At 40.9% G+C, this 10,954-nt stretch carries 17 protein-coding genes; 12 read left to right on the top strand and 5 right to left on the bottom strand.

The window, feature by feature from the left end; genetic code table 11:
• Nucleotides 1-458 (bottom strand): RNA-guided endonuclease InsQ/TnpB family protein (locus IM479_RS04705; RefSeq protein WP_287699277.1); only part of this gene is annotated, 458 nt, incomplete at its 3' end.
• Nucleotides 459-549: 91 nt separating this feature from the next.
• Between IM479_RS04705 and IM479_RS04710 the strand changes: the two genes are divergently transcribed.
• The 5 genes from IM479_RS04710 (at nucleotide 550) to IM479_RS04730 (ending at nucleotide 2,180) form a co-directional block, all read left to right on the top strand.
• Nucleotides 550-771 carry a type II toxin-antitoxin system Phd/YefM family antitoxin gene (locus IM479_RS04710; RefSeq protein ID WP_287684043.1) on the top strand — a complete coding sequence of 74 codons (222 nt, stop codon included), beginning with the start codon at nucleotides 550-552 and terminating at the stop codon, nucleotides 769-771.
• A gap of 16 nt (nucleotides 772-787) precedes the next feature.
• On the top strand, nucleotides 788-1,006 hold the full coding sequence (locus IM479_RS04715) for a type II toxin-antitoxin system Phd/YefM family antitoxin (RefSeq protein WP_287684041.1): 219 nt from the start codon (nucleotides 788-790) through the stop codon (nucleotides 1,004-1,006).
• On the top strand, nucleotides 1,003-1,386 hold the full coding sequence (locus IM479_RS04720) for a type II toxin-antitoxin system VapC family toxin (RefSeq protein WP_002757635.1): 384 nt from the start codon (nucleotides 1,003-1,005) through the stop codon (nucleotides 1,384-1,386). The genes IM479_RS04715 and IM479_RS04720 overlap by 4 nt, the downstream gene beginning before the upstream one ends.
• A gap of 323 nt (nucleotides 1,387-1,709) precedes the next feature.
• Entirely contained in the window at nucleotides 1,710-1,934 is a 225-nt protein-coding gene (locus IM479_RS04725) for a type II toxin-antitoxin system HicB family antitoxin (protein WP_287684040.1), read from the top strand.
• Nucleotides 1,935-1,988: 54 nt separating this feature from the next.
• On the top strand, nucleotides 1,989-2,180 hold the full coding sequence (locus IM479_RS04730) for a type II toxin-antitoxin system HicA family toxin (protein WP_287684046.1): 192 nt from the start codon (nucleotides 1,989-1,991) through the stop codon (nucleotides 2,178-2,180).
• 48 nt (nucleotides 2,181-2,228) lie between these two features.
• Here IM479_RS04730 and IM479_RS04735 read toward each other — a convergent pair whose 3' ends face one another.
• Nucleotides 2,229-2,456 (bottom strand): YcaO-like family protein, encoded by a 228-nt coding sequence (locus IM479_RS04735; protein WP_353737594.1) that lies wholly within the window; start codon nucleotides 2,454-2,456, stop codon nucleotides 2,229-2,231.
• Between the two features lie 322 nt (nucleotides 2,457-2,778).
• Between IM479_RS04735 and IM479_RS04740 the strand changes: the two genes are divergently transcribed.
• A complete protein-coding gene (locus IM479_RS04740; RefSeq protein WP_287684038.1) occupies nucleotides 2,779-3,192 on the top strand; it encodes a lectin OAA family protein in 414 nt (137 codons plus the stop codon).
• Between the two features lie 85 nt (nucleotides 3,193-3,277).
• Here IM479_RS04740 and IM479_RS04745 read toward each other — a convergent pair whose 3' ends face one another.
• Complete coding sequence (locus IM479_RS04745) at nucleotides 3,278-5,575, bottom strand: TOMM precursor leader peptide-binding protein (protein ID WP_287684037.1); 2,298 nt, start codon at nucleotides 5,573-5,575, stop codon at nucleotides 3,278-3,280.
• A 588-nt stretch (nucleotides 5,576-6,163) separates the two neighbouring features.
• On the opposite strand from IM479_RS04745, the gene IM479_RS04750 reads away from it, so the two are divergent.
• The 6 genes from IM479_RS04750 to IM479_RS04775 all read left to right on the top strand — a co-directional run bounded on the left by IM479_RS04750 (nucleotide 6,164) and on the right by IM479_RS04775 (nucleotide 8,387).
• Nucleotides 6,164-6,511, top strand: a complete 348-nt coding sequence (locus tag IM479_RS04750; RefSeq protein ID WP_002736293.1) for a rubredoxin — start codon at nucleotides 6,164-6,166, stop codon at nucleotides 6,509-6,511.
• Between the two features lie 107 nt (nucleotides 6,512-6,618).
• A complete protein-coding gene (locus IM479_RS04755; protein WP_287684036.1) occupies nucleotides 6,619-7,611 on the top strand; it encodes a photosynthesis system II assembly factor Ycf48 in 993 nt (330 codons plus the stop codon).
• A gap of 78 nt (nucleotides 7,612-7,689) precedes the next feature.
• The gene (gene psbE / locus IM479_RS04760; protein WP_002749269.1) at nucleotides 7,690-7,935 is read left to right on the top strand and encodes a cytochrome b559 subunit alpha; all 246 of its coding nucleotides are present in this window, start codon (nucleotides 7,690-7,692) and stop codon (nucleotides 7,933-7,935) included.
• A gap of 25 nt (nucleotides 7,936-7,960) precedes the next feature.
• A complete protein-coding gene (gene psbF / locus IM479_RS04765; RefSeq protein ID WP_002736175.1) occupies nucleotides 7,961-8,095 on the top strand; it encodes a cytochrome b559 subunit beta in 135 nt (44 codons plus the stop codon).
• A gap of 10 nt (nucleotides 8,096-8,105) precedes the next feature.
• Nucleotides 8,106-8,225, top strand: a complete 120-nt coding sequence (psbL, locus tag IM479_RS04770) for a photosystem II reaction center protein PsbL (protein ID WP_002735805.1) — start codon at nucleotides 8,106-8,108, stop codon at nucleotides 8,223-8,225.
• A 42-nt stretch (nucleotides 8,226-8,267) separates the two neighbouring features.
• On the top strand, nucleotides 8,268-8,387 hold the full coding sequence (locus tag IM479_RS04775; RefSeq protein WP_045362404.1) for a photosystem II reaction center protein J: 120 nt from the start codon (nucleotides 8,268-8,270) through the stop codon (nucleotides 8,385-8,387).
• A gap of 304 nt (nucleotides 8,388-8,691) precedes the next feature.
• Here IM479_RS04775 and psbB read toward each other — a convergent pair whose 3' ends face one another.
• Both psbB and IM479_RS04785 read right to left on the bottom strand, forming a co-directional pair.
• Nucleotides 8,692-10,218: a photosystem II chlorophyll-binding protein CP47 gene (psbB, locus tag IM479_RS04780; protein ID WP_149986009.1), complete on the bottom strand. Its 1,527-nt coding sequence runs from the start codon at nucleotides 10,216-10,218 to the stop codon at nucleotides 8,692-8,694.
• 445 nt (nucleotides 10,219-10,663) lie between these two features.
• The coding region (locus tag IM479_RS04785) for a transposase (protein ID WP_287699276.1) at nucleotides 10,664-10,954 on the bottom strand (291 nt) is incomplete at its 5' end.

Here is a 10,954-nt window from a genome sequence, read left to right on the forward strand (position 1 = left end):
CTGACTGTTACTGTGCTTGGTTCACAAGCTTCTGGGATTTGTCTTGACCATCGAATAGGTAAAGGTTCTGTGCATTTAGCTAAATAGATTTGTTTGTCTTTGAACTTAAAAGCAGATTTGGTAAATTCGGCACTTCCTCCTTGATGTTTTTTCTTAAAGTTGGGATACTTAGTACGACCAGCAAAGAAGTTAGTGAAAGCTGTTTGTAAATGTCTTAACCCTTGTTGCAAAGGTACACAACTTACTTCATTGAGAAAGTCTAATTCTTCTTGCTTTTTCCAATCGGTTAGCATTGAAGAAGTTTGAGCGTAGCCTACTCTTTCTTGCTTTTCGTACCAAGCTTGTGTTCGTTCGTGGAGAGCTTTGTTGTAAACTAATCTTACACAGCCCAATGTGCGCCGCAATAGCGACTCTTGTTCTGGTGTGGGGTAAAATCGAAACCAATAGGCTTTTTCCACGTCCCACATTTTAGCATATATCGTGTAAATGCGCTAGTATTTAACGGTAAAGCCGTCGTAGAACGACGGGGTTTCAGACCCAAAATTTTCGATGATCATCTCTCTCAAAGAGGCCCAGGCTAAACTCCCCGAACTGATTGACAATCTCAAACTGGGGGAAGAATTGTTAATCACCGACAACAATCGTCCGATTGCCCAATTAATCGGGCAAATACCCACATCGCCCCAACGTCCGTGCCCCGGACTATGTCAAGGAATGATTACCATCGTAGCTGATGACGAAGAACATTTGCAAGATTTTTTGAAAACTTAAATAGAGATTTAACATTATGACTCAATTAGATATAGCTCAAGCTAAATCCGATCTCTCAAAACTTCTCGATTTGGCAATTAACGGAGAAGAAATCGTTATTATGCAAGGCGACGAGCCAGTAGCCAAAATTTCCCCCATCAAACGACCCTTAAAACGAGGAAGTGCTAAGGGAAAAGTATGGATGAGCGATGACTTTGATGAACCTCTTGAAGACTTTCAAAATTACAGGGAATGACTTTTTTATTGGACACACATATTTTTCTTTGGTTTGTTAATGACGATCCTAGATTAAGTAATGCTCTCAAAGATTTAATTGAAGATGAGAACAATTTTAGTTATCTTAGTATCGCCAGTCTTTGGGAAATGTCTATTAAATATAATTTAGGAAAGTTAAGGTTAGTTCCTTCCTATGAAGAGTTTATTGAGAAAGAAGTGAACGAAAGTAGGATTGTTTTACTAAATCTTGAACTAGAGCATCTAAAAATTAATGCTTCTCTACCTTTTCACCACAGAGATCCTTTTGATCGCATTATTATTGCTCAATCTATGGCTGAAAATCTCCCTATCATTACAAGTGATTCAATTTTCAGTCAATATTCGATTGCGCTTATTTAGTGTAACTCAACAAATGAAAATATTATTGATCTTAGATCAAGATGAAGGAATAGCTCCCAATGATCCAGCCACTTCTTCTAGATTAGATTGAAACAACGAAACCCAAAACTAATAAAGGTGTGTTACTGTGGTGACATACCTTTTATCTATCAGGAATCAGTTTGCTTATCCATTTCTGGCTAAGATCAGTTAGAATTGAGAAGTTATCAGCCTAAAAAAATGTAGAACAAGCTTCTACTTTGTCAGGGATAAAATACCTGTACTTTGTTAATTCTCTATGTACCCTATAATGACCATTAAGTCTTAAACTAGGAGAAAAACTGATGGAAAAATTGATTCAATTACATATTGAAAAGCTACCCGAAGGCGTCTATTTAGCAACCTCCGATGACTTACAGGGATTAGTTGCACAAGGGAAAACCCTTCAAGAAACCCTAGAAATTGCCAGAGATGTCGCTCATCAATTAATCGAAGCTAAAAAACAACGCAATCAAATTGATAATTTAAAAGATATAGAAGATGATTTTTACTACCCTTTCGTTATCTAAACAGATTAAAAGAAAAAATGGGAAGATTATCAGGATTTCGGTATCATTGATATTATAAAAAGACTTAAAAAGCTTGGTTTTGTTTTAGATCGCCAAGCCGCAGGTAGTCAGGAAATTTGGTACAATCCAGAGACAGAGAACTATACAACAATTTCTAATCATTCTGGTGATCTACCAGAGGGGACTGTAAGAGCTATTCTCAAACAGACTGGTATTAGTCCAGATGATTTTTTAAAAACAAAATAAAAACTTAATTTGTAACCATTCAGTTATAATATCCTCTATCCCAAAGCATTACATCCACATGGGAAAAGGATTTAATTCATCTTCTGTCAAAGCTTCTTTTAACCATCCCATGCTAACAGGAACATCATACAATCTTCCTGCCCCTAAACGCTTCCACATATGACGCATTCCGGGGACAATAACCTTAGCTACTCTTAAACCGATATCAGGACGAGTCTGATCTAATACTACTAACATTTCCATCCCTTTTGACTCAATCTCTATAATTTGATTGATTAATTCATTTGTTCTACTTAAGAGATTACGCCATTATACCATAAAGTGACCCTTTGAATCTAATATAAATCTAATATAAATCTAATAAAAAGTTAATATTCTGCTCAAAAAAACATATTAGAAAAGTATTAGTTTTAGAGATTGCCATTACCCCAAATAAAACTTATTCTGGTATCAAAGGTGATTGAAGCAATCACTTTTAACCCCAAAGACAAGACATTTTGCTTAAGGCATTATGGCTACCTCAAAAAATTCAGAAAAGGATTTTTGAGAACGTCTTAAGGGTATAAACAAACATACAACTATCAGAAGGAGAACACTTATGTCATTACTATACGAAGTAGAAAATCAATGGGGGGGCGATGATGCATCTTGGCATAATGGTGGTACATGGGTTATGGGTTGTCGCCCTCGTCAGAACCTTATTGCCATAAATATTAAGTCTGACGATGGGGGAAAAACTTTTCATGGCAATATGACCTATGCGAGAGAAGGACCGATTGGTTTTCGAGCTACTTTATCCGACGGCAATAATTATTTTGTTGAAAATCAATGGGGGGGCGATGATGCACCTTGGCATAATGGTGGCCAATGGATTATTGGTGGTCGATCTAAGCAAAATGTGGTTGAATTAAACCTACAATGTGATGATGATTATGATGGTACTCTAAATGGAACTGTGACTTATAATGGCGAAGGTCCAATTGGTTTTAAAGGGACGATGATCGATTGTTAAATTTAGTGTGATCGCCTTTCTCATCAGGTGTGTTACTTCGGTGACGCACCTTTTACCTATCTATAAAATATCCTATCCCAAAGCATTACATCCACATGGGAAAAGGATTTAATTCATCTTCCGTTAAAGCTTCTTTTAACCATCCCATGCTAACAGGAACATCATACAATCTTCCTGTCCCTAAACGCTTCCACATATGACGCATTCCGGGGATAATTACCTTAGCTACCCTTAAACCAATATCAGGACGAGTCTGATCTAATACTAACATTTCCATCCCCTTTGACTCAACAATTCGCTGACACAATTTAACATCTTCTAATAAATCATCACTGGCTAATTGTAAATAATCATTACTTTTTTTCGGTATTATTTTACTATCGGTAACTAAATAAGATTGATTGCTTAACCTTGCCGTTTGCCACCATTTAACCGCCAAAGGATCCGCAGAAGGATTATAAATTGTTGTCCCATCGTCCTTAAAAGATAACACATTCGGTAAGATTTGATTAACCTCAGTTAACGCTCGACTAATGGCAATTTTCGGATCAAAATGCGCCCCATATCCTAATAAAATATCCTCCACTTCTCGCTCCTTTCTCGGATTAATAGCAGCAAAACAAGGGATCTTCAAATCGCTAGTAATATCTAACACCCATAGCTCCCGATTTAACCCCTCATAATATTGCTTTAATTGCTCAAAATATGGCTCATTAAAGCTCTCTAAATTAACGGAAGGTTTAACTAATTGATTATACCACCATAAAGCCACACAATCTCGTTCCACTAACTCCATAAATCCTTGTAAAATCGCTTCTTCTATCGTATTTCCTGCGGCGCATCCATTAGAATCTGCCCAACAATCTAAGGGTTCAGATTGAGAATAACCATAGTAACAATATCCCGTCGGTAAATACTTAAAATCTTGAGCAGTTAAAGACCATACAGGAGTCCAATCAATGATTCTAGTTTCATCAAAAGGTTCAGGGACTTTTTGAAACCATCCTTGATTATTCGCATTCCATTCTTCTCGATGTTGATATTGTTTTTCACTAAAACTCATACATTTGTTAGGATGAATAGCTTTATCTCCTAACTCTTGATAACTCGCTTTTTCTCTGATTTCATTCCCTTGAAAAACTCCCGAATACCGCTCAATAGCTTCACAAAATCCACTTGCTTTTGCTTGACTATCTGTACGGCCTTTTCCCGCACTTCTACCTCCAATATTTTGCCGTAAACTGGCTAAATCATCAAAGACGCTACGAAAATGATGTTTCGCTACATAAGTATGAACTAAAGCATTCCCTTGTATCTTATTTAATTCTCGCACAATTCCCGTAATAGGACTGATAAGATGTTGATAGGTTCGTAAGGTTTCTTCAGGAGAACAAAAACGATGTCCCCCATCACTGGTAAAAGCCTTTTTTCGATGTCCCAAAACCACAGGTAAAGGTGTTTTATTCAGAGAATATCCACAACTAGGACAGTTCGGACGTTTAACTAAAATATGCTCTTGAAATTGTAAATTTAAAGTATCATAAGTCATTAGTATTCCTTCTAAACGTTGATTTTTACCTTGAATAATCCATTTAAAAACCTCCATAGCCGTCATATTTAAAACTGTCTGCATTGTCGCTGAAGAAAACCCTAAAGGAGAAATTAAAGAAATCTTATTTTCTCTCTGTCTAATGATAAATTCCTCCACGGGACGATTATCTCGTAATCGTTGAGCCAAACAATGCCAACAACCAGTTTTATCGGGATAAAATAAGGGACCAATCCAGGCTAGGTTTCCCAGGGGATTAACTAATAACCAAGGCTTTTGCGAGACTAAAGCTTGTTGATTAATACTATCTAAATCAGGATGAAGATAATTATCGGTTAAAATAATGGTTAAATCCCCTTCATCTGCGACTTGAACTTGCAAGGAATTCAAAATATTGATCAAATCTTGCTGGGGAATTGAGACTAGGCTTTTAACCGTAACCTTCAGAGATTGTAATCGTTCAAAAGCTTGGGATAGAGAAACCTGAAGATGATGGCATAAAATTGCTAAATTAGACGGCAATAATTCTTTTTTTTCTAACAAAAACCCTCGTTGATATAACTGAAAAATCGCTTTTTGAATTGCCAGACTATAATTAATAATCACTGCAAACGAATTAAAATTATTGGGATTGATTTCTTGATTTTGTAAAAATTCTAACTGAAGAATATCAATAATTTCATCAAGATTACGTTGACCATCAATTAATCTTACTAAACGATAATAAAGCGGCTCTTGGAAACAGATTGATTCTCGCTCAGATAGAAAAAATACCGTATTTGGTTCTAAGGTTTCAATTGAGTAGGCAGGATTCCAATCAAGCTGGTTGAACACAATTTTTACTCTCTTTTTAAGGGATAGTTAAGGTTGATTATATACCTATAATATAAGGTTGATAGCAGTTATCTTAATAGTGAGGTGCGAAGTTTTCGTTTTGGGGAACAGGGAGGGAGCAGCCCATTTATGCCAAAATATAAAAGCGATCGCTAAAAGTGATTAAATTTCTTCAATATGATACCAAATCCGCTTTTAATAGCATGATTAACTCCCAATCCAACTTTAAAAACCCAGTTATGGATTGTTTCCCCCTGCTCCGCAGCTCTGGCGCTCCCCAATCTCCTATATTTTAAACAGGATTTGGTATTAGACCCCTAATTTCTTCCCTGCCTGAAATTTCTCAATTTCTCGGAATAAATTTGAGTACCAAAATCAGGGTAAATAGCCCAAATATCAACTTAATAAAGTTTTAATAGACATTTAAGCCCTAATAGATTAATCTTACTTTTTTTAAAGCCGATATGCTGCCTCGCTAATCCTTTTAAGACTTGAAAACTTGGTATTCTGTCAGGGCTTGCCCGTGAGAGGGGTCAATTTTCAAGGATAATTTGTAACAGAGTGTTGAAAATTCCTTTAATCTTAGTCATGAGCGATCGCCCACCAGAACTAACCCTAGCCGACCAGGCCCCTGCCAACCACGAATGTCGCTCCTGCGGCTACGTTTACGACCCCAGCAAGGGAGATAGTAAAACCAACACTCCCGCTGGAACCCCCTTCGAGGAATTGCCAGAAACGTGGCGCTGTCCCGTGTGTGGTGTGCGTCGTTCCCAATTTATCAACATCGGAGCTAAAGATGCTCCTTCGGGATTCCAAGAAAATCTTAGCTATGGTTTTGGAGTCAACCGTCTCACTCCCGCACAAAAAAATATTTTGATTTTCGGGGCTTTAGCGCTAGGATTTGTTTTCTTTATTAGTTTATATGGTTTAAACTAACTCAAGCACTCATTATCTTTAAATCTAACGGCTCTTATGAGCCTGTAACCCATCGGGTACAAACCCTAATCCGTCCCGATTCCTTGACCAATACCTCTGAACCATTGATGAGAAAACTGAAACAATTCGTAATAGTTCTAGCTGTAGCCTTTTTCTGCTTTAGCTGTAGTAGTGTGCCATCCCTGAGCAATAGCCCTTGGCAAATCCTCACCCTCGACACTGACTCTACTTTTGCCGATATCGCCTTTACCGACGACCTGCAGCACGGTTGGTTAGTGGGAACCAAATCTACCCTCTTTGAAACCAGCGATGGGGGGAACAACTGGCAGCAAAAAGTCCTCAACCTTGGCGACGAAAAAGTTAGCTTTAGCGCCGTCAGTTTCCACGACCAAGAGGGTTGGATTGTCGGTAAACCCTCAATTCTTCTCCATAGCGAAGACGGGGGCAGCAGCTGGTCCCGTATTCTCTTAAGTGAAAAATTACCCGGTTCCCCCTACGGAATTATCGCCCTTAACGACAAAACCGCCGAAATGGTCACGGATTTAGGCGCTATCTACCGCACCAAAGACGGGGGCAAAACTTGGCAAGCTTTAGTGGAAGGTGCTGTGGGTGTGGCCCGGACAATTGTTCGTTCCCATGATGGTAAATACGTGGCCGTTTCCGCACGCGGGAACTTTTATTCCACTTGGGAACCGGGGTCAACAGAATGGCAACCCCACAATCGTCTTTCTTCCCGCCGCTTACAAAAAGTCGGTTATGGTGAAAAAGGGGAACTGTGGGCCCTGGCCCGGGGTGGTCAACTACAATTTACTAGCCCCAATGATCTCGATACATGGGAAGATAAGGTATTCCCGGAGTTTTCCACCAGTTGGGGACTTTTGGACCTCAACTACCGCAGCCCCGAAGAAATTTGGGTCGCTGGTGGTAGCGGCAATCTGTTGGTCAGTCATGACAGCGGCCAATCTTGGCAAAAAGATCGCGCTGTGGAAAGTGTCCCCTCCAATCTCTATCGAATTGTTTTTATCAATTCCGACAAGGGTTTTGTCTTGGGACAAAATGGGGTTTTACTGAAATATAATCCCCCTAGCGAACCGGCCTAAAACTTGTGTCAGGGTCAAGAAAGTCTCTATTATAGAGATTGAATTTTTCAAGTCCTATCATTCCGAGGAGAACCGTCCATGTCAGGTAGTACCGGCGAACGTCCTTTTGGCGATATCGTTACCAGTATTCGTTACTGGATTATCCATAGCATCACCATCCCCATGCTCTTTATCGCAGGTTGGTTATTCGTGAGTACCGGTTTAGCTTACGATGTTTTTGGCACTCCCCGTCCCGATGAGTATTACACTCAAGAGCGTCAAGAATTACCGATCATTAATGATCGCTTTGAGGCCAAAAATCAAATCGAGCAGTTTAATCAGTAGTTTACTTTAATTAAGGATAAAAACAATGGCTAGTGGTAATCCCAATCAACCCATTTCTTACCCCATTTTCACCGTTCGCTGGTTGGCAGTTCATACCTTAGCGGTCCCCACTGTCTTCTTTATCGGTGCGATTGCGGCAATGCAGTTTATTCAACGCTAGGAGAACAATTATGGAAAGAACACCTAATCCGAATCGGCAAGCTGTCGAGTTAAATCGTACTTCTCTTTACCTAGGTTTACTCCTAGTTGCTGTCTTGGGAATTTTATTTTCCAGCTATTTCTTTAACTAATTAGTCCCGATTCATTGTCATCGCAATTAGGAGGTGTTATTCATGTTCGCAGAAGGTCGTATTCCTTTGTGGTTAGTCGCCACCATCGCTGGTCTAGGCGTTATCGCCGTGGTTGGTCTTTTCTTCTACGGAGCTTACGCTGGTTTAGGTTCCTCTCTGTAATTCCATTACGGGTAATTTTCCCCAGCAAAAAGCCGCTAGTTATTTCTTTAAACTGGCGGTTTTTTGAGTTATCTGTTAAAAGTAATGCTCGATCGAACTTTAATACCAAATCCGTTTTTAATAGTGTGATTAACTCTCAAGTTATCAATTGTTTCTCCCTACTCCCCACTCCCTACACCCTACACCCCACTTTCCTATACCTTTTAAACAGGATTTATTGTCCCGTTTGCAGGAGAGCTAATAATTAACAAAAAAAGGAGTCAAAGACTTGACTCCTTTAGTTATATGGATGATTTAGCTAAAACTAAACTTCTTGTTTACGAGTGCTAAGATCACCCAATTTTTGGAATAAACCGAATTCCACTTGTTCTTCCAGATCCGGATCTACCCCAGCGAATACGTCGCGGTAGATGGTACGAGAACCGTGCCAGATGTGACCGAAGAAGAATAGTAAAGCAAAGACAGCATGACCGAAAGTAAACCAACCTCTGGGAGAAGTGCGGAATACCCCGTCAGACTTGAGGGTTTCGGTGTCAAACTCGAAAGCTTCACCGAGTTGCGCTTTACGGGCAAATTTCTTCACATCAGCAGGATCGCTGAAGACCTGACCATCGAGAGCGCCACCGTAGAAAGAAACGGTGACACCACTTTGTTCGATACTCAGTTTCGATTCCGCACGACGGAAGGGAATATCGGCGCGAACGATACCTTCCGAGTCGGTCAGGACAACGGGGAAGGTTTCAAAGAAGTTAGGCATCCGACGCACGCTGAGAACGCGACCTTCGCCATCTTTGAACACGGGGTGTCCTAACCAAGATTTAGCGATACCGTCACCGCTATCCATGGCACCAGTACGGAATAAACCACCTTTAGCGGGGCTATTACCGACATAATCATAGAAAGCCAGTTTTTCAGGGATTGCTTGGTAAGCTTCGGCGATGGTGGCTCCGTTGGCGATGCTGGCCTCGACGCGACGCTCAATTTCTTCTTGGAAATAGCCCTTATCCCATTGGTAACGGGTGGGGCCAAAGAGTTCGATCGGGGTGGTAGCATTACCGTACCACATGGTTCCAGCCACGACGAAAGCGGCAAAGAAAACGGCGGCGATACTGCTAGAAAGCACCGTTTCGATATTACCCATTCTCAGGGCTTTATAGAGTCTTTCGGGGGGACGAACGGTTAAATGGAATAAACCGGCGATAATCCCGACGATACCCGCAGCAATGTGGTGAGCTACCACACCCCCGGGGTTAAAGGGGTTAAAACCAGCCGGTCCCCATTCGGGAGCTACGGGCTGCACATGACCAGTTAAACCGTAGGCATCGGAAACCCACATCCCGGGACCCCAAAGGCCTGTTTGATGGAAAGCACCGAAACCAAAGCAAAGTAAACCGGATAAGAACAGGTGAATACCGAACATTTTCGGCAAATCGAGCGCAGATTCGCCCGTGCGGGGATCGATAAATAATTCTAAATCCCAGAAAACCCAGTGCCAAACCGCCGCTAGGAATAGCAGACCGGATAAGACGATATGAGCGGCGGCAACGCCTTCAAAAGACCAGAAACCGGGGTCAACACCAGTTTCGCCGGTGACGCTCCAGCCACCCCATGAACCGGTGACACCTAAACGGGCCATGAAGGGCAGCACGAACATTCCTTGCCGCCACATCGGGTTTAATACGGGGTCACTGGGGTCGAAAATAGCTAGCTCATAGAGGGCCATGGAGCCAGCCCAACCCGCTACCAGTGCGGTGTGCATCAGGTGAACGGAAATTAAACGGCCCGGGTCGTTGAGAACGACTGTGTGTACTCGATACCAAGGTAGTCCCATTGACTACGCTCCTCCTATTGACAATTTAGTGTCCACTTAGACGCTTTTTATATTCAGGGTCAAATATAAGCCCAACAATCTCGACTGTTAAGTGCAAGAGTTAGCCGACCTACATTATCCCTTGAAAAGTGTATCTATTCTAAAGAAGTGTAACTATTGTTAGAACAGATTTCAAGTCTTTGCGATCGGTCTTCCGCCAGAATAGTCCAGATAAGGAAGTGGGGTGTGGGGTGTAGGGTGTAGGGTTTTACCCATTTTCAGAGGGTCAATTACCTAATTTTCGGGGAAAAAGTCCCGGAATTTTCCCCCCGACCACTCCAAGAAATGGCACTTTTTGATTTCAAAAAAGCCTAAAGATATTATCCAACAAGGTTTTTAGATTTATTCAGCAAGCCCTATTTAATACTCCTCACTTAATAGGCTCTTCGTTACTCTTTATGCTAAATCAACAGACAAGATGCCAAGATAACATACTTCTAACCCAAAAATTCTGAAAGTTTCTAAAGCCATAGCCTCTCCGTTTTATTAGTTTAAGTTTATTGTTGATTCCCTCGACCACCCCATTCGTTGTCCTTCGCTCAAAATAACTAATGATTTCTCCAAACCAGTTTCGGATTGTTTGACAACTCTTGGTAAAAACACTGGAGGATTTTGCCAACCATTCCGAGATGGATAGCAGTCCCTCTGTCGGATTCTTTGAGGTTTCATAAATCTTTCTGAATTCTTCCTTTAATTC

The sequence above is a fragment of the Microcystis sp. M165S2 genome, assembly GCF_020245885.1.
Taxonomy (GTDB): domain Bacteria; phylum Cyanobacteriota; class Cyanobacteriia; order Cyanobacteriales; family Microcystaceae; genus Microcystis.

Excerpts from the sequence above, each read along its gene's own strand:
- IM479_RS04710 (WP_287684043.1), top strand. The coding sequence starts at position 550 with ATGATCATCTCTCTCAAAGAGGCCCAGGCTAAACTCCCCGAACTGATT.
- IM479_RS04715 (WP_287684041.1), top strand. The coding sequence starts at position 788 with ATGACTCAATTAGATATAGCTCAAGCTAAATCCGATCTCTCAAAACTT.
- IM479_RS04720 (WP_002757635.1), top strand. The coding sequence starts at position 1,003 with ATGACTTTTTTATTGGACACACATATTTTTCTTTGGTTTGTTAATGAC.
- IM479_RS04725 (WP_287684040.1), top strand. The coding sequence starts at position 1,710 with ATGGAAAAATTGATTCAATTACATATTGAAAAGCTACCCGAAGGCGTC.
- IM479_RS04740 (WP_287684038.1), top strand. The coding sequence starts at position 2,779 with ATGTCATTACTATACGAAGTAGAAAATCAATGGGGGGGCGATGATGCA.
- IM479_RS04750 (WP_002736293.1), top strand. The coding sequence starts at position 6,164 with ATGAGCGATCGCCCACCAGAACTAACCCTAGCCGACCAGGCCCCTGCC.
- IM479_RS04755 (WP_287684036.1), top strand. The coding sequence starts at position 6,619 with ATGAGAAAACTGAAACAATTCGTAATAGTTCTAGCTGTAGCCTTTTTC.
- psbE (WP_002749269.1), top strand. The coding sequence starts at position 7,690 with ATGTCAGGTAGTACCGGCGAACGTCCTTTTGGCGATATCGTTACCAGT.
- psbF (WP_002736175.1), top strand. The coding sequence starts at position 7,961 with ATGGCTAGTGGTAATCCCAATCAACCCATTTCTTACCCCATTTTCACC.
- psbL (WP_002735805.1), top strand. The coding sequence starts at position 8,106 with ATGGAAAGAACACCTAATCCGAATCGGCAAGCTGTCGAGTTAAATCGT.
- IM479_RS04775 (WP_045362404.1), top strand. The coding sequence starts at position 8,268 with ATGTTCGCAGAAGGTCGTATTCCTTTGTGGTTAGTCGCCACCATCGCT.
- psbB (WP_149986009.1), bottom strand. The coding sequence starts at position 10,218 with ATGGGACTACCTTGGTATCGAGTACACACAGTCGTTCTCAACGACCCG.